Annotated in this window: 15 protein-coding genes and 2 tRNA genes; 8 read left to right on the top strand and 9 right to left on the bottom strand. The window is 46.4% G+C overall.

The window, feature by feature from the left end; all coding sequences use genetic code 11:
• Positions 1-270 precede the first annotated feature (270 nt).
• Both ACLI09_RS03340 and ACLI09_RS03335 read right to left on the bottom strand, forming a co-directional pair.
• Complete coding sequence (locus ACLI09_RS03340) at positions 271-1,734, bottom strand: magnesium chelatase (protein WP_411418172.1); 1,464 nt, start codon at positions 1,732-1,734, stop codon at positions 271-273.
• 88 nt (positions 1,735-1,822) lie between these two features.
• Positions 1,823-2,944, bottom strand: a complete 1,122-nt coding sequence (locus tag ACLI09_RS03335) for a vWA domain-containing protein (protein WP_411418171.1) — start codon at positions 2,942-2,944, stop codon at positions 1,823-1,825.
• A 111-nt stretch (positions 2,945-3,055) separates the two neighbouring features.
• On the opposite strand from ACLI09_RS03335, the gene ACLI09_RS03330 reads away from it, so the two are divergent.
• Both ACLI09_RS03330 and ACLI09_RS03325 read left to right on the top strand, forming a co-directional pair.
• A complete protein-coding gene (locus ACLI09_RS03330; protein WP_411418170.1) occupies positions 3,056-4,018 on the top strand; it encodes an alpha/beta hydrolase in 963 nt (320 codons plus the stop codon).
• Between the two features lie 181 nt (positions 4,019-4,199).
• Positions 4,200-5,297 carry a metallophosphoesterase family protein gene (locus tag ACLI09_RS03325; protein ID WP_411418169.1) on the top strand — a complete coding sequence of 366 codons (1,098 nt, stop codon included), beginning with the start codon at positions 4,200-4,202 and terminating at the stop codon, positions 5,295-5,297.
• 32 nt (positions 5,298-5,329) lie between these two features.
• On the opposite strand, the gene ACLI09_RS03320 is transcribed toward ACLI09_RS03325, so the two are convergent.
• From ACLI09_RS03320 to proS, 6 genes are all read right to left on the bottom strand, one after another.
• The gene (locus ACLI09_RS03320) at positions 5,330-5,869 is read right to left on the bottom strand and encodes a TPM domain-containing protein (RefSeq protein ID WP_411418168.1); all 540 of its coding nucleotides are present in this window, start codon (positions 5,867-5,869) and stop codon (positions 5,330-5,332) included.
• Between the two features lie 87 nt (positions 5,870-5,956).
• Positions 5,957-6,367, bottom strand: a complete 411-nt coding sequence (locus tag ACLI09_RS03315) for a hypothetical protein (RefSeq protein ID WP_411418167.1) — start codon at positions 6,365-6,367, stop codon at positions 5,957-5,959.
• A 284-nt stretch (positions 6,368-6,651) separates the two neighbouring features.
• Positions 6,652-6,906 carry a 30S ribosomal protein S20 gene (gene rpsT, locus ACLI09_RS03310; RefSeq protein ID WP_411418166.1) on the bottom strand — a complete coding sequence of 85 codons (255 nt, stop codon included), beginning with the start codon at positions 6,904-6,906 and terminating at the stop codon, positions 6,652-6,654.
• Between the two features lie 31 nt (positions 6,907-6,937).
• Positions 6,938-7,009, bottom strand: a tRNA-Glu gene (locus tag ACLI09_RS03305).
• Positions 7,010-7,028: 19 nt separating this feature from the next.
• Positions 7,029-7,100, bottom strand: a tRNA-Glu gene (locus ACLI09_RS03300).
• An 85-nt stretch (positions 7,101-7,185) separates the two neighbouring features.
• On the bottom strand, positions 7,186-8,658 hold the full coding sequence (gene proS / locus ACLI09_RS03295) for a proline--tRNA ligase (protein ID WP_411418165.1): 1,473 nt from the start codon (positions 8,656-8,658) through the stop codon (positions 7,186-7,188).
• Positions 8,659-8,759: 101 nt separating this feature from the next.
• Here proS and ACLI09_RS03290 point away from each other — a divergent pair, with 101 nt between their 5' ends.
• From ACLI09_RS03290 to ACLI09_RS03275, 4 genes are all read left to right on the top strand, one after another.
• Entirely contained in the window at positions 8,760-9,800 is a 1,041-nt protein-coding gene (locus tag ACLI09_RS03290; protein ID WP_411418164.1) for a hypothetical protein, read from the top strand.
• A gap of 89 nt (positions 9,801-9,889) precedes the next feature.
• Positions 9,890-11,386: an OmpP1/FadL family transporter gene (locus ACLI09_RS03285; RefSeq protein WP_411418163.1), complete on the top strand. Its 1,497-nt coding sequence runs from the start codon at positions 9,890-9,892 to the stop codon at positions 11,384-11,386.
• 250 nt (positions 11,387-11,636) lie between these two features.
• Positions 11,637-12,965, top strand: coding sequence for a 30S ribosomal protein S12 methylthiotransferase RimO (gene rimO / locus ACLI09_RS03280; RefSeq protein WP_411418162.1), 1,329 nt, complete (start codon positions 11,637-11,639; stop codon positions 12,963-12,965).
• A 68-nt stretch (positions 12,966-13,033) separates the two neighbouring features.
• On the top strand, positions 13,034-13,411 hold the full coding sequence (locus ACLI09_RS03275; RefSeq protein WP_411418161.1) for a hypothetical protein: 378 nt from the start codon (positions 13,034-13,036) through the stop codon (positions 13,409-13,411).
• Between the two features lie 12 nt (positions 13,412-13,423).
• Here the strand turns inward: ACLI09_RS03275 and ACLI09_RS03270 are convergent, their stop codons facing one another.
• Complete coding sequence (locus tag ACLI09_RS03270) at positions 13,424-15,772, bottom strand: B12-binding domain-containing radical SAM protein (protein WP_411418160.1); 2,349 nt, start codon at positions 15,770-15,772, stop codon at positions 13,424-13,426.
• 424 nt (positions 15,773-16,196) lie between these two features.
• Here ACLI09_RS03270 and ACLI09_RS03265 point away from each other — a divergent pair, with 424 nt between their 5' ends.
• Both ACLI09_RS03265 and ACLI09_RS03260 read left to right on the top strand, forming a co-directional pair.
• Positions 16,197-19,229: a choice-of-anchor D domain-containing protein gene (locus ACLI09_RS03265; RefSeq protein ID WP_411418159.1), complete on the top strand. Its 3,033-nt coding sequence runs from the start codon at positions 16,197-16,199 to the stop codon at positions 19,227-19,229.
• A gap of 109 nt (positions 19,230-19,338) precedes the next feature.
• Positions 19,339-20,013: a hypothetical protein gene (locus tag ACLI09_RS03260; RefSeq protein ID WP_411418158.1), complete on the top strand. Its 675-nt coding sequence runs from the start codon at positions 19,339-19,341 to the stop codon at positions 20,011-20,013.
• The last annotated feature ends 38 nt before the right edge of the window (positions 20,014-20,051 follow it).

The following is a 20,051-nucleotide window of genomic DNA, read 5'->3' as shown; positions in this document are numbered from 1 at the left end:
CCTCGCAAAGACGGTACGTGAAGAAAGTTGCGTAATCAAAAATCTCAATCCTGCCTGTCATTGCGAGCGGAGGAACGGAACGTGGCAATCTCATAAGGAAGTAATTTTGCTGATGAGGATTTCTCCGTATCGGCTAAACTTTATAATGTCTTAGGAGATGCTATCTAATGGCTTTAATAATTAATCAGGAAGTTGATAGAATTGAAAACACCTGACAGGTTTTAAAAACCTGTCAGGTGTTTTCAATATTATACATAAACAACTATGAGTTTATAACTTACTTATATAACTCCCAAACGGGTCTTTAAACTGGTAGCCTTCGTCGTAGCGGTCTTTGCTCAGTTTTTTAAATTCTGACAAGCCCCATAGAACAAATTCTTTCATAAACAGCAGGTCCTCTTTAGCGGTATCGGGCTGGTATTTCTGTATTAACTGTTTCAGCGGGATGATACTATCCAGCGCTTTCTGGTACTCCCTGTCCGAAGCATCATCCGTCAGCTCCAGGCCGCTTTCGTTAAAGAACCAGTCGATAATTTCCTGGTATGGGCCTTTATCCTTGTTCTTTTCCAGCTTTTCTATTTTTGGGAAATATTCCTGGAACAATGTTTTAACCGCGCTGCCTAAAAGTACCTCGGCAACGGCGGCGGCACCTTCCTGCTCGCCTTCGTACACCAACTCAACCTTACCTGTAATGGCGGGAATGATGCCCATAAAATCGCTGAGGCGTACGGCGGTCTTGTCCTGGCCTGCTTTTAGGGCGCGGCGCTCGGCGGTACTCAGCAGGTTTTCAAACGCGGTGATGCTCATACGGGCGCTAACGCCGCTCTTGTAATCTACGTACTCGCTTTCGCGGGCTTCAAAAGCTATCTGCTCCAGTAAGTCTTTGGCCAATGACGGCACATAAATTTTCTCGCCCTGGCGGGTATCAAGGTTGGCTTCCTGCTCCGTTATGGTGCGGGCTATTTTTATGGTTTCAGGATAATGCGTAAGTATCTGGCTGCCTATCCTGTCCTTAAGTGGCGTTACAATACTGCCACGGTTGGTATAATCTTCGGGGTTTGCGGTAAACACAAATTGCAGGTCGAGGTGCATGCGTACCTTAAAGCCACGTATCTGTATGTCGCCTTCCTGTAATATATTGAAGAGCGCCACCTGTATGCGTGCCTGCAAATCGGGCAGCTCGTTTATTACGAAAATACAACGGTTGGCACGCGGAATCATCCCGAAGTGTATCACCCGATCATCGGCGTACGACAGTTTCAGGTTAGCCGCTTTTATCGGGTCTATATCGCCTATCAGATCGGCCACGGTAACGTCGGGTGTGGCCAGTTTTTCGTAAAAGCGTTCGTCACGGTGCAGCCAGGTAATCGGGGTAGCGTCGCCTTTTTCGGCAATCAGCTCTTTTGCATAGCGCGAAATAGGTTTTAATGGGTCGTCGTTAATTTCGCTGCCCTCCACCACGGGAATGTACTCATCGAGCAAATTCACCATAAGGCGCGCCAGCCGCGTCTTGGCCTGCCCGCGTAGTCCCAGCAGGTTAATGTTGTGGCGGCTCAGTATCGCACGTTCCAGTTCCGGAATTACAGTATGCTCATAGCCGTGCACCCCTTCAAAAACGGTTTGCCCTTTAGCAATTTTCTTACGCAGGTTTTTGCGCAGTTCATCTTTAATGCCCTGGCTTACATAGCCCGATGCTTTTAGTTCGCCAAGTGTCTTAATATCCTGTATGTTCATTATTCTCTATGTTCTATTATATATTTTCTATTCGTGGGGTTGACAATAATCAATTGACAATAATCAATTGACAATAAACAATATAAAATCATTTCACCCTCTTCTTCCTGTTCGTTTCATAATCCTCAAAAATCATCTCCCCTAACCCCTTAAGCCCTGTGTAGAATGCCTTGCCTTGGTTGGCCTCGGTAAACTCGCGCACAAAGCGCTGCAGGTAGCTGTCCTGCGCAATCATAAAGGTGGTAATGGGTATGTGCAGCTTGCGTGCCTGTGCCGCCATGGTGTAGCATTTCTCGGTAATATAATCGTCGAGGCCGTTGCTGTTCATGTAGTAGGTGCCATCGCTTTCTCGGATGCAGCTGGGTTTACCGTCGGTAATCATAAAGATCTGCTTGTTGGTGTTGCGCTTGCGGCGGAGGAGGTCCATCGCCAGTTGCAGCCCCGCTACCGTGTTAGTGTGATACGGGCCTACCTGCAAATACGGCAGGTCTTTAATGGCTATGGGCCATGCATCGTTGCCAAACACCAGTATGTCCAGCGTGTCTTTCGGGTAGCGCGTAGTGATGAGTTCGGCCAGCGCCATAGCTACCTTTTTGGCAGGTGTAATGCGGTCTTCGCCGTAAAGTATCATACTGTGGCTAATATCAATCATCAGCACGGTGCTCATTTGCGCCTTAAAGCGGCTGTCCTCCACCACCAGGTCTTCTTCGGTTAACTGAAATGAATCAATGCCGTTGTTTACCTGGGCATTCCTGATGCTCTCGGTAAGCGAAATTTTTTCGAGGCCGTCGCCAAAGCGGTATTCGCGGTACTCGCCGGTTTGCTCGTCGCCCTGCCCGCTGTGTTTGGTGCGGTGGTTACCCGATCCGCTGCGTTTCAGCTTGCCAAAAATCTGTTTTAGCGCCTGCTGGCGGATGTTCTGCTCCATCTTAGAGCTCAGTGTTACACCGTCGCCACTGCCGTCGGGCTTAATTTCCTCGCGGATGTATCCTTTCTTTTTTAGGTCTTCAATAAAATCGTCAATTGTGTATTCGGGTGTGGTAAGCTCATACTCCTTATCCAGTTGGCGCAGCCAGTCGATAGCCTCATCAAAATCGCCCGAAGTGTGCGTAATAAGCTCGGTAAAAATTTCAAAAAGCTTATCAAACGGCGATAGGTTTGGCGCCTGGTAGGTACTGAATACAAACCCTTTTCTTCTGCTTGTTTCCATACCCCTAAAATTACTACATAAATAAACGCATACGCCATGCAGCGAAAATTAATTTTCGTTAAAGTTTATTGGAAGTAAAATTGTAAAATTGTATTACCAATTGAACCCACTATGCACCGTTCCACACCCCGTCCTAAACGTAAAAACCCGCTACGCACGCTGCTTCGGATCCTTATTATAGCTTTCATACTGCTTAATATCATCGCCGCGGTGCACGCCTGGTCGTTCACACACTTTGATGACAACGCCGGGGCACGGGTAAACCCGGACCGGATGACCAACACACAGAAAGCCAAACTGCTGCTGCTGGGCGCTACATTGCCAAGGCCGGTAAATACTGATTTGCCAAGCCGGGACTTTGAGCGTGTAACCCTGCAAAGCAACGTGCAGCTGAGCGCCTGGTACATAAAGGCCAAAAAACCGAAAGGGACGGTGCTGCTGTTTCACGGCTACCAGGGGAATAAGTCCGGGCTACTGCCCGCTGCAAACCGGTTTATCGCCATGGGCTATAACGTGCTGCTTACCGATTTTATGGGTTCGGGCGGCAGCGAGGGCAACAGCACCACCATAGGCTTTGACGAAGCTGAGGAAGTGAAAGACTGCTTTAACTACATACAGCAAAAGGGAGAACAACACATATACCTGTACGGCAGCAGCATGGGAGCGGTAGCGATAATGAAGGCCATAGCTGATTATAAGTTAGCAGCGAAAGGCATACTAATAGGCTGCCCCTTTGGCACCATGTATAAAACGGTTAGCAATCGATTTGAAATTATGGGGGTCTATAAGTTCCCCCTTGCGGGTATGCTTACATTTTGGGGTGGTGTGGAAAACGGCTTCTGGGCATTTGGGCACAACCCCGAGGATTATGCCAAAAGTATCAGCTGTCCTGCATTGCTCTTGTGGGGCGAACTTGATAACCGTGTGAGCGGGGAAGAAATAGATGCCATATATGCAAACCTCAACGGGCCTAAACAATTAAAAAAGTTTATACACTGCGGGCATAGCGCCTACCTTGATGAGTATCCTGAAGAGTGGGACGAGGCGGTACAGGGGTTTTTGAAGGAGTATTAGTTAAGACTTAAAGATGAGAGATAATAGATGATAGATAATAGGTGGTAGATCACAAATCACTACATGCCCCGGACTTTCAACTTTAAGACTTCATTACTTTCCACTTTAAGACTTTCATCCTTTCGACTTATTGGCTATCTTGCGCATTAATTGGTTATTCCCCTGTAATTACATTTTTCTTATGTCTTTTAAACCGGATAAAAAGTATGCCCAACCCATTATAAAACTCTACCAGCCCGACGATAGCTATAAAGCGCTTCCCCTGCCGGAGCCTACAGGGGCCTACCCCTATCACCTGGATGCGGAAACAATTACTGAGGTAAATCCTGATCGTTTTAGCTTTCATATGGTGGGCGATACCGGTGGTGTACGCAACCCGGCCGGGCAGCAGCGTATAGCCCGCGAAATGGGCAAACAAATAACCGAAGGCGCTCCCGGCGAAAAGCCCGCGTTCCTGTACCACCTGGGCGATGTGGTGTACCATTATGGCGAAGCCGAGCAGTATGACGACCAGTTTTTTAAACCCTACAGCGCCTACCCCGCCCCAATATTTGCCATTGCAGGCAACCACGACAGCGACGTGAACCCGGCCAACCCAAATCCCTACAACAGCCTGGCACCGTTTGCGGCGGTGTTTTGCGATAGCGAATCCCGTGGTGTGGCGTTCTCAACCAGTAGGCTGCGCAAGAGCATGACCCAGCCGAATGTGTACTGGACGCTGCAAACACCATTGGCAAACATTATAGGCCTGCACAGCAACGTACCCAAATATGGTTACATAGGCGCCGACCAGCGCAAATGGTTTGTAGAAGAATTAAAGTGGGCCGCAAAAGAACGCCCCGGCAAAATGATTATAGTAACCATACACCACGCGCCCTACACGGCCGATTTTAACCATGGCGCAAGCGTGCCGATGATTACGTTTTTAGAAGAAGCCTTTGCCGAAAGCGGCGTGCGACCCGATATTATCTTTAGCGGGCATGTACATAATTACCAGCGTTTTGAGAAGACCTACCCTGATGGCAAAGTACTCCCCTTTATCGTCAACGGTGCGGGCGGCTTTGATGAGCTGCATTCGCTTGTTATGGAGGGCGACCCCTATTACACTATTGAAAACCCGCTGCTGGATAATGTAAAGTTGCAAAACTACCGCGACGATAAGCACGGCTTCCTTAAAATCACGCTTACGCGAAAGGGCAACGGCATGGCATTAACCGGGGAATATTATGTTATGGAAGATGGGGTAAATGTGGGCGACAGGTTTGAATACGGGGTGTAATGTAAGCTACATCAAGCAAGTGAAACTTGAATTCACTTCCATTTATTCGTTAATTCAAGAACAGCATTTTTAATTCCGTTATAGTAATTATTTTTCTTAAGCTCTGGAATTGCTTTTTCAGAAATCACTTTTTGGCATTCCTCATCGGATAAGGCCACTCCTTTCGCCTTGGTTAACGCAATTTTTCTGTTTGCCTTACTAAATGTAATTAAAATAACCCTGCCCTTATTATTAAAATCAATTCTCCACTTATCTGCTACTGCGGCTGCAAAAGTTTGGTAGTCGTCATAAGCCTTAAAAGAACGGGCAGAGACAATCAATATTTTGTTGTCGGTGTTTTTATCATAGTTCAGGAGAATCTTATCGAGTTCCTGCTTTTGTGCAGCGGTAAATATGTTTTCAGTATCATTTAGTAAACCCATCTGCCTTGGAAAAACAGGTTGTTGTTTAAGGTCATTTAAGGTTACGGAACTTGAAGATTCCTTCTCAACGCAAAATTTTTCTTTTGAGTGCGGAAAATAAAAAAAAAGTAAACCTGTAATTACAAATGATAGGCTTAAAAGTTTGAACATAATTGAGACAAATTTATACGCCCAAATATAAGAAAAAAGCCTCCCATTTCCTGGAGGCCTTAACATATAAATAAAACTGGATGCCAACTATTGGAGTACTAACGTACCCGATATAAGCTGCTCGGCGTTCTTAAGTTTTTGCTCCTGCTCCTGCAGGTTGCGCTCGGCTTTGCTTAAAAACAGAAGATTATTGGTGTTTTTCACCTTTGAGAGTTGTTTGTCAGACAGGTTATACACGTGGTTACTTTTTAGCTGCCTGTAAAAATCGGCGTAGCTTACCTGCCCCTGCGGTATAAGTGCATCGGTACTCTCTGTAAGCACATGCTGGCTTAAGGTTTTTTGCAGTTTTAGCGACTGCCTGCGCAGGCTGCTGTAACGGTTAAGTATTTCTTCCTTCCGTTTCAGGGAAATCCTCTTTATAATAAACACCGAAACCAGGTACACAAACGCAACGGCAATTAAAACTTCAAGAATCGTAAAATCATCATTAAGTAACATAAGAGTAAGGTATTATGCCACTAAGCTACATATAAACAAAATATGAATATTTTTTTTTCGACAAGATGCAATTAAAAGAAGTTGAACTACATAAAAAACCAAAATACGTACTAATTAAATCATAAAATCAGGTATATTTCAGCTAAAAAATACTTACTGCAATAAGCTTAAAATCCCTGGCCTGTGGGTTTAATATAGCAACGCTATATATTAGCAGAATCACTAAAAACAAAAAGCCTTCCCTGTTGCGGGAAGGCTTTACTGTAATGTTTAGAACTTAATTCTTAGTTAAGGGCAGCAACGTGCCTTGTAAGCTTAGATTTAAGGTTAGACGCTTTGTTAGCGTGTATGATGTTTTTCTTGGCAAGTTTATCGATCATAGAGATAACACCTGCAAGTTTTTCAGAAGCTTCAGATTTTACTGTAGCAAGGCGTATTGCTTTTATAGCATTACGTGTAGTTTTATGCTGATACCTGTTCAACACCCTTTTCTTTTCGTTACTCCTGATTCTTTTTAAAGCTGACTTATGATTTGCCATTGTAATTCTTTCTTAAAAATTATTTTAATTGTAGTCCGTACGGGAATCGAACCCGTGTTACTAGAATGAAAATCTAGCGTCCTAACCCCTAGACGAACGGACCGTGGTTGTCTAAAGTATTGTAGCCCGTGGGGGAATCGAACCCCCCTTACTAGAATGAAAATCTAGCGTCCTAACCGATAGACGAACGGGCCAGTATTAGTTGTTCCTCTAATGCGGATGCAAAAGTACGATTTATTTTTACTTCTGCAAGAGAGGAACAAAAAAAATCAAAAAAATTTAATAGGCTTTGGCAAAAAGCACCCTGCCCCCGCTTGGCGCGCCGGTAAGCACGCACACTCCTGCCTCTTGTTTACGGTTAAGCGGAATGCAGCGTATGGTGGCCTTTGTAAGCTCTTTTATCTTCTCTTCGGTTTCAGGAGTGCCATCCCAGTGGGCAGATATAAAGCCGGTTTTATTTTCCAGTACATCCTTAAATTCCTCAAAGCTGTTTACCTCGGTAATGTGCGCATCACGGAAGCTAAAGGCCTTGTCAAAAAGGTTCTTTTGTATCTTCTCCAGGGTTTCTTCTATGTAGGTAACTATATCAGCACTAATCACGGTTTCTTTCGTCAGCGTGTCGCGCCTGGCCACCTCAAAAGTGCCGTTGGCAAGGTCGTTTGGCCCTATGGCTACACGCAGCGGCACGCCCTTAAGTTCGTACTCGGCAAATTTAAAGCCCGGCTTGTGGGTATCCCTGTCGTCATATTTAACCGATATGCCCAGCTTGCGCAGGCGTGCCATAAGCTGTTTTGCTTCGGCGCTAATGGCCTCAAGCTGCTCATCGCCTTTATATATAGGTACAATAACCACCTGTATAGGCGCCAGGTTAGGCGGCAGTACCAGGCCGTTATCATCGCTGTGCGTCATTACCAGCGCACCCATAAGGCGTGTTGATACTCCCCACGATGTAGCCCACACATGCTCCTGCTTACCCTCTTTGCTTGTAAACTTTACATCAAATGCCTTGGCAAAATTTTGCCCTAAAAAGTGTGAAGTTCCCGCCTGCAGCGCCTTACCGTCCTGCATTAAGGCCTCTATGCAATAGGTTTCTATCGCCCCTGCAAAACGCTCGTTAGCGGTTTTCACCCCTTTTACCACCGGTATGGCCATAAAGTTTTCGGCAAAATCGGCATACACGTTCATCATCTGTTCTGCCTCTGTAATGGCTTCTGTCTGTGTGGCGTGTGCGGTATGCCCTTCCTGCCACAGGAACTCGGCGGTCCTTAAAAACAGGCGCGTGCGCATTTCCCAGCGCACCACGTTTGCCCACTGGTTTATAAGCAGCGGCAGGTCGCGGTAGCTTTGTATCCAGCCGCGGTAGGTATCCCATATAATGGTTTCAGATGTAGGCCTTACTATAAGCTCTTCCTCCAGTTTAGCATCCGGGTCTACTTCAATTTTCCCGTCGGCCCCGGTGCGCAGCCTGTAGTGGGTAACTACGGCACATTCTTTTGCAAAGCCATCTACGTGGCTGGCCTCTTTACTAAAATACGACTTGGGTATAAACAGCGGGAAGTAGGCGTTCTGGTGCCCGGTTTCCTTAAACATCCGGTCTAATTCTGCCTGCATTTTTTCCCATATCGCATAGCCGTAAGGCTTAATGACCATGCATCCCCTAACCGCCGAATTTTCGGCCAGGTCTGCCTTTACAACCAGTTCATTATACCATTTGGAATAATCTTCTGACCGCTTTGTTAAATTCTTACTCATCGTATTTATTTTGGCACAAATATTGTTTAACTTTATATCATAAAATAGTGTAGCAAAACTAACCTATTTTTGCATGTACAACAAATAAAAAAAATGCAGTTATGAAAAGTGAGTACTTAAATATGCGCCGGTTTTCCCTCTTTGCTATGGCGGGGTTGCTGGGCTGGGCTGTTACCTCGTGCAGTTCTTACCAAAACACATCTAACACTGAGTCGGATGGCGTTTACGGTTCTGTGCCCCGCGATGCTAACAATCAGCCGGTGTACACCTATAATGACAGATCTGCCGCAAATAACCAGACAGGTAATGGTTACCAGCAGTATTTCGGTTCCCTTCAGGACGAATATGCGCCGGTAGCAGACCCCGATAATTATTCTACCTACGATACCATACAGAACAGCAATGCCGTGCAGCAGTCTTATGCTACCGGCTACAGCGGCTGGGGCGAGACCACCGATAATGTTAATGTAAACATTTACGGCGGCGGCTGGGGCGGCTGGGGTGGCTGGGGCTATCCTTACTACGGCGGCTACTATTCTCCCTACTACTACGGTGGCGGATGGGGATGGGGCCTTGGCCTGGGCTGGGGTTACGGCTGGGGCGGCTGGGGCAACCCTTACTGGGGTGGCTACTATGGCGGCTGGGGCGGTTACTATGGTGGCTGGGGTGGTTATTACGGCGGCTACTATGGCGGCTACCCACACTACCACTACGGTAACTATGCATCAAGGGGTAATGCCTACTACCACGGCGGGCGCAGCGCTTATTATGGCAATACCGGCAGGTATTCAACAAGGCGCGGCGGTGCTACTTACGGCTCAGGCGGCAGCCGGGGAACATCTACCTACAGCACCCGCAGAAACTCCCCTACCTTTTCTTCAAGGGGAAATTCAACAATAAACAACAGCAGGAATTATAATAACAGCGGCAACAGCCGTGGGTACAATAACAGCACCCGCAGTTATAACAGCGCGCCATCACGCAGCTATTCACCGGCAACATCGCCATCACGCAGTTCAAGCCCCAGCTATAGCGCGCCACGCAGCAGCGGAGGCAGCTTTGGCGGAGGCCGTTCAGGCGGAGGCGGCGGTGGCGGTGGCTCACGCGGCAGCGGCGGCGGAGGCGGAGGCCGCAGGGGTTAACCTACTACTATACGGCCCCGTGTTTTTTAGCTATATAAAAACACGGGGCTTATTTTTACCACTTCAATATCAATTACCAGATTTTAGCGATGAAAAAAATACTTACAGCAGCCATTGTCATGGCAGCAGCAACGCTGCACGCGCAGCAGGACCTTAATACCGCGCAAGATGCCGTGCGCTTCAGCACCGATAACCTTACCGGAACGGCTCGTTTCCGGGCTATGGGCGGCGCCTTCGGGGCACTGGGCGGAGACCTCTCCTCGATAGGCATTAACCCCGCCGGTTCGGCAATTTTCCTGTACAACGCCGCTACATTTTCGCTTAGCAGCTATAATACTAACAACCAGGCAAACTTTTTTGGCAGCAGGACAAAGCGTAATGATAACGCTTTTGACCTTAACCAGGCCGGTATGGCGTTTGTTTTTAACAATGCCAAAGAAGATGCGGTAATGAACAAGTTTGCCATAGGCATTAATTATGAAAATACACAGTCGTTTGAAAATATAGTAGGCATAGGCGGCACAAACCCTACCGGCTCTATATCAAGTTACTTTTTGCACTATGCTAACGGCGCCGGCGGCGGGCAGGGGGTTAACCTGGGCCGCATACAGTCGCAAAATTTTGAGTACCTTACTTTTGCAGAACAGCAGGCATCACTGGGTTACGAAGCCTACGCTATAAACCCTTTAGTGGATGAAAGCAGCAACACCGAATATGTTGCAGGCACATCGGGTGGCAACCACTACCAGGAGAGCCTTATTCGCACCGGCGGCTTTAACGGCAAGGTAAACCTTAACTTTGCGGCAGAGTTAGTGAAGCGCCTGTATGTAGGGGGTAATATTAATGTACATTTTACCGATTATATTAACAATACCAGCTTTTATGAAGATACAAAGAACATAAGCGGTACCGGCTTACGGGATATAGAGTTTAATACAGAGCGCTATACCTACGGCGGCGGCGTATCGTTTGATGTGGGCGCAATTGTAAAGCTTACTGATAAATTCCGCGTGGGTGCGGCATACCAGTCGCCCACCTGGATGTGGCTGCAAAACGAAATAACCCAGAATATAAACTATGTTTTTGACGGGGGATACAACTTTTACAACCCGGAGGTAACCATGGTAGGCGATGACTATACTATAAAAACGCCAAGCAAATTCACTTTTAGCGCCGCGTCTATCTTTGGCAAAAAGGGCCTTATTAGTGTAGACTATGCCGTGCGCAACTATGCCAATACCGAATATACCGGCAACCGCTACAGCGCCATAAACCAGGAACTGAGCCAAACGCTTGACTGGGCGGGAGAACTGCGTGTGGGTACCGAATGGCGCGTAAAACAGCTAAGCCTTAGGGGCGGCTATCGCTACATGCAGAGCCCGTATAAAAATGGCACCACCATGGGGCCGCTTACAGGTTATTCGGCGGGGCTTGGCTACAACTTTGGCGGCTCCAGGCTCGACCTTGCCTATGCCTGGTACCAGCGCAAAAGCGATGTGAGCACCTTTACACCGGGCCTTACCGATGCAGCACGTGTAAAAACCACTAACAACAACGTTACATTATCTTACACAATAGATTTATAAAAATTCATCTTTACTTCTTGCTATATTATTTAGTGAAAAAGCCATCTGTGTTTTGCAGGTGGCTTTTTTGATTGTACTGAATAGTGATAGATGGTGAAAGAGTTATAGCATTATTTTATAAAAACGCCCCTGGAAAACGCTGTACCCCTTTTGTGAACCGCTTTGCCATACCCGGAAATAAAAATTAACCCTCACACTCCTTTGACAACCAATAAAAAGCGTACTTTTGCACCCTATTTTTTACCTGTATATGAGAACGAAGTCAATAAAAAAGAATAAGATTAATGTAATTACCCTGGGCTGCTCTAAAAACGTGTACGACAGCGAAGTACTTATGGGCCAGCTGCGTGCCAGCGGTAAAGAGGTTACCCATGAGGCTACGGGGCGCGACGAAGGCAACATCATTGTGATAAACACCTGCGGCTTTATTGACAATGCAAAAGAAGAGTCGGTTAACATGATACTTAATTATGCCGATAAAAAAGAACAGGGGCTTGTAGACAAGGTTTTTGTAACGGGCTGCCTGAGCGAGCGCTACAAGCCGGACCTGCAACGTGAGATACCTAATATAGACGAGTACTTTGGCACTACCGAACTGCCGTTGCTGCTTAAAGCACTGGGGGCAGATTATAAACACGAACTGTTGGGCGAACGCCTTACCACTACCCCAAAAAACTATGCCTACCTTAAAATAGCCGAGGGTTGCGACCGCCCGTGCAGCTTTTGCGCCATACCGCTGATGCGGGGCAAGCACGTGAGCCAGCCGATAGAAAAGCTGGTTAAAGAAGCGGAAGGCCTTGCCCGTAACGGCGTTAAAGAGCTGATACTTATAGCGCAGGACCTTACCTATTACGGCCTTGACTTATACAAGAAAAGAAATCTTGCCGAACTGCTGGAGCAACTTGTAAAAGTAGAAGGCATAGAGTGGATAAGGCTGCACTACGCGTTCCCTACCGGTTTCCCGATGGATGTGCTGGATTTAATGAACCGTGATCCTAAGATTTGTAACTATATTGACATCCCGCTACAGCACATAGCCGACAGCGTTTTAAAATCGATGCGCCGTGGTACTACACAGGAAAAAACCACTAAGTTGTTAAAGGAGTTCAGGGAGCGCGTACCGGGCATGACCATACGCACCACGCTTATTGTGGGCTATCCCGGCGAAACCCAGGAAGATTTTAATACCCTTAAAGAATGGGTTAAAGAAATGCGCTTTGAACGCCTGGGTTGTTTTGCCTACAGCCATGAAGAAAACACCCATGCTTACCTGCTGGAAGATGATGTGCCTGCCGACGTAAAACAGCAGCGCGCTAACGAGATAATGGAAATACAAAGCCAGATATCATGGGAACTGAACCAGGAGAAGATAGGCAACACCTACCGCTGCATCATCGACCGTAAAGAAGGTACGCACTTTGTGGGCCGCACCGAGTTTGACAGCCCCGATGTAGATAACGAAGTATTGATAGACGCCAGCCTTGCCTACCTTAAAACCGGCGAGTTTGTAAACATAACCATTACCGATGCCACGGAGTTTGACCTATATGGCATCCCGGCGGTAATGGTTGAAAGCTAAAAAATTAAGATAACTAAAAGCGAGGCAATTGGCTTTTTTTAGTATGTTTGATAATAAATTTTATATTCATGAAAAAACTGCACGCTGCATTGATACTTTTTGCACTGATATTTTCGGCAACGGCATTTGCACAGCGAGGCTATGGCGGCGGGTTGCCCGGCGGCGGCCCTAAAAAGGCCGAAAAGCCTGATTATATAGCGCTGACGGTAGATTATTATACTAAAGAACTTAGCCTGGATGGCTTTCAGGCAGCAGCGGTACGCGAAGTTATAAAGAGCCATATAGGCGAACTTGACAGTATAATGCAGGATACGGAGACCACCGATGCTGAAAAGAAAGACCGTGCCCAGGATGTGAATGAAAAAATTGACGCTGAGATTTTTCGGATGCTGTCTGAAAGTCAAAAAGAGAAATTTACTAAGCTAAAAGAAAAGCGAAAGCACTAAAATATCGCTATATTACAATATCAAAAGCCCGTAATCGCGTAAGGTGGTTACGGGTTTGCTGTACCAAAACGGTTCAAACTCATCCAGCCCGGCGGCTTCGTAACTTTCCTTTACCTTACTAAACAGCATCGGTTTTTCCGGCGCGGAAATCTGCACTATAAAATTGCTCAGCCATATCCCCTGCCCCTGGCTTACCTGTATGCTAAAGCTTTCTTTTTTATCATGAAAAGTCAGTGCAGCCATTTCAAAGCTCCTGCCCTTTTTTGTTTTCGTAAAAAATTCAATCGTTGGCCTTGTGCCGGCCCACACTACTTTTGCCGTTGGCTTTATGCCAAAGGGTTCTTCTTCCAGCAATACACCCGATATATAATCAGGCGGCACTTTTGTGCGGGGTACTTTAAACTCAAACCAGTCCTGCAACGGATATTCAAAGCAAATGCCGTGCATAAAATTAAACAGCGACTTCTTTAGCCCGAAGCTGAACTTATCGTGGTTGGCGCCGCTCTTGTCTACGTGTACAATGTCGTTATTCGCAAAGGTGCCTATGGCATCGGTTTCTTTTAATACGCCAAACTGCTCCGGGTACATGCCCACGGGGCTGTGCGCCGTCATGGCAAACTGGTGCCAGAAGCCCGACTGTAGTATGCCGGTTTCAAACATTTGGCGCACCATTTCGAGCGAGTCGATGGTTTCCTGGGCGGTTTGCGTAGGGAAGCCGTACATAAGGTAGGCATGCACCATAATGCCGGCCTCGGTAAAGTTGCGCGTTACGCGGGCCACCTGTGCTACGGTTACGCCTTTTTGTATCATATCCAGCAACCTGTCTGATGCTACTTCGAGTCCACCCGAAATGGCAATACAACCTGAAAGTTTAAGTAATCGGCAAAGGTCGGCCGTAAAGCTTTTCTCAAAGCGTATGTTCGTCCACCAGGTTACGGCCAGGTTGCGGCGGATTATTTCCAGCGCCACCTCGCGCATCAGTGCCGGGGGCGCGGCCTCATCTACAAAATGGAAACCGTTTTGCCCGGTCTGGGCTATAAGTTCTTCCATACGGTCTACCAGCAACTTTGCCGCCACGGGCTCGTATACCTTAATATAATCAAGCGAAATATCGCAGAACGTGCACTTGCCCCAGTAGCAGCCGTGCGCCATGGTAAGCTTGTTCCAGCGGCCGTCGCTCCACATGCGGTGCATGGGGTTTACAATTTCGATAACCGAAATATAGCGATCCATCGGCAAATCAGAATAATCGGGCGTACCGACATCACTTTGCTTATAATCGCGGCAACCGGAATTGTCTATATATTTCACCACGCCGTCCACCAACGCAAAAGTGCGTTTTAGCCGGCTAACTTCCCTCGTGCCGTTTAGGTGTTCAATAAGGCATTCTATGGGCGATTCGCCATCATCAAGCGTAATAAAATCGAAGAACTCCATTACCCTTGCGTCGCTTAGCGAACGCAGCTCTGTATTGGGGAAGCCCCCGCCCATAGCGGTTTTTACCCCGGGGAAGTTCTGCTTTATGTACTGCGCGCTCCTGAATGCTGCATACAAGTTGCCGGGAAAGGGCACCGAAAAGCACACCAATTGCGGGTTTACCTCCCACATGCGTTCGTGCAGCAGGTCTATCAGCAACTCATCAATATAGGTGTACGGCTGTTGCAGCATGTTGTACAACTCATCAAACGAGTTGGCCGAACGGCCCAGCCTTTCGGCATAGCGGCTAAAGCCAAAGTGCGGGTCGATGCACTCCACGATAAGGTCGGATATATCCTCCAGGTAGAGGGTGGCGAGGTGCTTGGCCTTGTCCTGCGTGCCCATGCTGCCAAAGGCCCAGTCAAGCTCCTCAAGCTGTGCAAACCGGGACGCCTCGGGAAGAAAATCTTCGCTGCATATAAGGTGTGCCAGCGTAGGGTTCTTGCCCTGCAGGAACAGTATAACAGCATCGATGGTTTTAAAGTAGTCGTTTTTGAGGGCGAGGATGCGTTGGGCGTTGGCACTTAAAACCTCACCCCCGCCCCCTCTCCGAAAGAGAGGGGGGTAAGCTTCACTCGGGTAGTTAGGATTTGTATTAGTCCTCACCCCCGGGCCCTCTCCGAAGGAGAAGGGAGCAGCTTCACTCGGGACTCTTGGGGACATTTTTAATTCGTAATTCGTAATTTGAAATTTAGAACTTATTCTCTCAAACAAATCCGTCAACCCCTGTTTTGAGAACAGCCTCAGTATTACCTCAATGCCCAGGTCGGCCTGGGTGGAGACAATGCCTTTGGTATTTAAAAAACCCTTCAGGTAGGCCGTGGCCGGATAAGGCGTATTCAGCTGGGTAAAAGGCGGCGTTATCAACAGGGCTTTGGTACTCAAAACTATAGCGGTTTAAGGGTGCAAAAATACAACATATTTACGTGTTGGCAATAGTCTGTTTCATTCCCTTGATATAAGGAGTGGACCAATACATATATTAACAAAGTCTACGGTAAAACAGTAACTGGCGCAAATCTAAATCAATGCCAAAGCCACTAAAAAATTTTCGCTAACACGTTCCTTAAAAATTATTTAACGCACCTACTTATTTTTCAAATAAAATAATCGCAATACTACCATATTGTAAATATAAAATATTAAAAAACAACTACTTAAAATTCATTTTTTAATAAATATTTAGCCTGAAAAGCGATTTATGGTAACATACTAAAAGTACATTTGGGGTGTTGACGCAACTTTTTAAACCCTGCAGGTAAAAAGCAAACAACAAAAATTATAACCATTTTTTTCAAATCTTACCATTATGTTTAAAAAACGATTTTTTCTGGCTTTAGCCCTGGCAATTGTTTCCTTTGGGACAATCCAGGCCGGCAGCACGCCGAAAAACGGCATTCTTACATCTTTGGCTTATGATTGCACCGGTGGGGGTAACGAAACGTTTACTAACATTGGCGCAGCATCAAGCGGTTATTCAACACGCACCTGGACAGGCGATAACGGGGTGGCATGGAGCGCTACTGACGCACGTACCGACCAAACCCTTAGCGGCGCTGCTATTGCCATAAGGACCAGCACACTTAAAAATACAAGCACCGTAACAGGCGGCGCAGGCACAGTAAGCTTTAAATACAAAAGGGTATTTACAGGCAATTCTACATTAAAATTATATGTAAACAACGTTCAGTATGGTGGCGATATTACAGTTTCCTCTGAAACTGCCACTACCTTTACTTATGCTGTTAATGTACCCGGCAATGTAGTGATAGAACTTAGAAACAGTGGCAACAGGACTATTATAGACGACCTTGCCTGGACGTGCTATGCTGCCCCGGTAGCCGGCCCTGAGCTGCAGCTAACGGATGCATCTAATGCTAACGTGGCCTGTGGCGCACTTACTGTTGACTTTGGCGCGCACTCTACAGCAGTGTATACCGATGCTATATTCAACATTAAAAACACAGGTACCTCTACACTTACCATATCGGCGCTTACCCTTAGCAATACTACCGATTTTACGGTTATATCGCCGTCTACGCCGCTTAGCATAAGCGCTTCGGGTTCTGCTATCGTACTGGTTCGTTTTGACGCGGTTACTGCCGGTGCCAAAACAGGTACCCTTACTATTGTAAGTGATGATACTGATGAGGCATCATGCGTGGTAAACCTTACAGGCACTGGCCTTGACGACTGCACAGCCCCTGCTATGGATGGTGTGGGTATTGCCGTATCCGGCGTTACACCCACCACTGCCGATGTAGTGGTTAGCGGCGTTACCGCAAGCAATTACCTTGTTATACTTACAAATGGTACTGCTCTTACCGGCGCTCCTGTAAATGGCACCCTTTATAATGTGGGCGATAGCCTTGCCGGTGGTACTGTTGCTTACAACGGTACTGTTGCAAGCTTTACACTAAGCAGCCTTTTAGAAGATAATGACTATAATATTTTTGTATTTCCATACAACAATGCAGCGTGCGCTAACGGACCCGTATATGCCACAACCTCTGTAGATGATAGTTTTGATACACCCGTTGCACCCTGTGTAGGCGGTAACGAAACGTTTACTAACATTCCTGCAAGCTCTTCTGCCTATGCGGTAAGGACATGGACAGGCGACAACGGCACGGGCTGGACAGCTGACGATGCCCGTACCGACCAGACCCTTAACGGAAAAGCGATAGGCCTTAGGGCAAGTACACTTCAAAACACTACCCTTATCACTACAGGTATCGGTACGCTTACCTTTAACTACAAAAGGATATTTACCGGAAACTCTACACTAAAAGTGTATGTTAACGGGGTGCAGTATGGTGGCGACATCACGGTATCGCTTGATACCCCTTCTGTATTCTCTGCCGTTATCAACATAGCCGACGATGCTTCTATCGAAATTGTAAACAGCGGCAACAGGATTGCCATAGACGATATTGCGTGGGATTGCTATGCTGCTTCCCCTGAACAGGAACTTCAGCTGCTGGACAGCGAAGGTGCCCTGCAAACATGTGGTGACTTTGTACTTGAGTTTGCCCCTGTAGGTGTTGGTACTGACAGCGATGTTACCTTTACGATACAAAACACCGGCCTTACCGACCTTGAGGTTAGCGCACTTACACTTAGCGATTTGGTTAATTATACTATCGTATCACCGGCAACAATACCTTTTACAGTTGGTGCTTTAGACAGCGAAGTTGTAACTGTACGTTTTAATACCGGTACAGAAGGTACTTATCCTGCAACACTTACCATAGAAAGCAACGACAGCGATGAGGCCGAATGTGTGGCAGGACTTACTGCAACTGCCCTTTTTGAATGTGTAGCACCCCTTGCTGACGAAGGTGTTGCAACAATAAGCAACGAGACCGATACAGCTGCAGATGTTGCCGTAACAGGCGTTACCGCACACAACTATATTGCGGTAATAAGCGAAGGCGGCACAGTAGACGCTCCTGTTAATGGGACTACCTACATCGTAGGCGATACACTGGGTGCCGGTACCGTGGCTTATGTAGGTAACAGCGCTACATTTACCATCAGCGGCCTTGACCCTGAAACTACTTACGGCCTTTTCATCTATGCTTATAACAACACCAACTGTGTTAATGGCCCTGTATATGCTATAGATGTGCTTGAGGACGAAATTGCTACTACGGCTACACCTTGCGTGGGCGGTGGCGAAACATTTGCTAACATACCTGCGAGCTCTACGGCTTATACTGTAAGGACATGGACAGGAGATAACGGCATAGGCTGGACGGCCAGCGATGCCCGTACCGACCAGACCCTTAACGGCAAAGCCATAGGTATAAAGGCCGGTACACTTGAAAACACTACCCTTATTACCGGTGGTATAGGTACACTTACCTTTAACTACAAGAGGATATTTACCGGAAACTCTACGTTAAAAGTATATGTAAACGGTGTGCAGTATGGCGGTGATATCACTGTGTCGCTTGATACGCCTACGGTATATTCTGAGGTTATCAACGTATCGGCTGATGCTACTATCGAAATTGTAAACAGCACTAACAGGATAGCGGTTGACGACATAGCGTGGGATTGCTACTCAGGTTCTTCTGCAAGAAAAGCAGCTGCTGTTGCTACAGTAAGCCAAAAAGAAGTTGCACTTTACCCTAACCCAAGCAACGGCCGTTTCCAGGTACAGCTTGCCGGCGATAATGCCGATGTAGCCGTATATAACATGGCAGGCAGTCGCATCCTTGACAAAAAAGTAAACAATAACGAGACGATTGACCTTAGCGCTGCTGCTAAAGGCATATACCTTGTGGTTGTTACTTCGGGTGAGACTGTGGTTAACAAAAAAATAGTGGTGGAATAACACTTTTTTTCAATAGTTGAGAAACCCCCGGCAGTAGTGCCGGGGGTTTTGATTTTTAGGGAGGTGGAAGGATTTTTTGTTATATTTGGGTAAACCGAACTGATATGCTATGAGGATGATTTTGATTTTGTTTATTATATTCCCGCTACTACTCCAGGGACAAAATTGTTTATGCCCGCCGGAGTCATGCTTTTTCGAAGTATGGACTGAACCGCAATCTATTTTTACATTTTCTGATGGGACAAAAGTAAAAATTTGCGCGCCTGTACAAGTGATTATTGATGATGACAAAGAAACATACTATACTTATTTAACTACAAGTATCTGCAATGGAAAAATAGAAATTCCTTTTGTAGACAGATACGACATATTTATCTTCTCAACTTCTTTTGAAAACGACACTTTAACCGTATCTAAATATTTACCTATTCCTAAAGGGCACAGCAATACTCGCTATAAAAGTATGAAGTGTGAAATAAATAAAATCTTTATTAAAGATGGAATTCTGACCACCATAAGTCAGTTAATGCCTATTCAATCGCCTTATACACCAAAGGAGGAAAAATACATAATCAAGCAGTTTGAAGCCGGCTCAGAAGAGTTAAAAGGCGATATAGAAAGGCTATACACCCGTTTATTTGTACTGGCCTTAGTCGGAAATGAAAAAGCGAAAAACTACTTCCTGCATTTTGAGCAGCTTTATAAAGAATTAGATGATGATTCAATTCATGATTACAAATACTTGGCAGACCTTTTTAAAGAAAAGGAAAGTACAACACCCTAAATATTCAAAAATTAATCATTCCCATAGAAAACCATCAA

Origin of the sequence: Flavobacterium sp. RHBU_24 (genome assembly GCF_046613695.1) — a bacterium.
Lineage (GTDB): Bacteria > Bacteroidota > Bacteroidia > Flavobacteriales > Flavobacteriaceae > Flavobacterium.
This window is presented reverse-complemented; position numbering and strand designations above follow the sequence as displayed.

Bases quoted from the DNA above. Each gene is read 5' to 3' on its own strand.
- ACLI09_RS03315 (WP_411418167.1), bottom strand. From the start codon at position 6,367: ATGTTACTTAATGATGATTTTACGATTCTTGAAGTTTTAATTGCCGTT.
- ACLI09_RS03260 (WP_411418158.1), top strand. From the start codon at position 19,339: ATGAGGATGATTTTGATTTTGTTTATTATATTCCCGCTACTACTCCAG.
- ACLI09_RS03320 (WP_411418168.1), bottom strand. From the start codon at position 5,869: ATGTTCAAACTTTTAAGCCTATCATTTGTAATTACAGGTTTACTTTTT.
- ACLI09_RS03265 (WP_411418159.1), top strand. From the start codon at position 16,197: ATGTTTAAAAAACGATTTTTTCTGGCTTTAGCCCTGGCAATTGTTTCC.
- ACLI09_RS03275 (WP_411418161.1), top strand. From the start codon at position 13,034: ATGAAAAAACTGCACGCTGCATTGATACTTTTTGCACTGATATTTTCG.
- ACLI09_RS03330 (WP_411418170.1), top strand. From the start codon at position 3,056: ATGCACCGTTCCACACCCCGTCCTAAACGTAAAAACCCGCTACGCACG.
- ACLI09_RS03335 (WP_411418171.1), bottom strand. From the start codon at position 2,944: ATGGAAACAAGCAGAAGAAAAGGGTTTGTATTCAGTACCTACCAGGCG.
- ACLI09_RS03325 (WP_411418169.1), top strand. From the start codon at position 4,200: ATGTCTTTTAAACCGGATAAAAAGTATGCCCAACCCATTATAAAACTC.
- ACLI09_RS03285 (WP_411418163.1), top strand. From the start codon at position 9,890: ATGAAAAAAATACTTACAGCAGCCATTGTCATGGCAGCAGCAACGCTG.
- ACLI09_RS03340 (WP_411418172.1), bottom strand. From the start codon at position 1,734: ATGAACATACAGGATATTAAGACACTTGGCGAACTAAAAGCATCGGGC.
- ACLI09_RS03290 (WP_411418164.1), top strand. From the start codon at position 8,760: ATGAAAAGTGAGTACTTAAATATGCGCCGGTTTTCCCTCTTTGCTATG.
- rpsT (WP_411418166.1), bottom strand. From the start codon at position 6,906: ATGGCAAATCATAAGTCAGCTTTAAAAAGAATCAGGAGTAACGAAAAG.
- rimO (WP_411418162.1), top strand. From the start codon at position 11,637: ATGAGAACGAAGTCAATAAAAAAGAATAAGATTAATGTAATTACCCTG.
- proS (WP_411418165.1), bottom strand. From the start codon at position 8,658: ATGAGTAAGAATTTAACAAAGCGGTCAGAAGATTATTCCAAATGGTAT.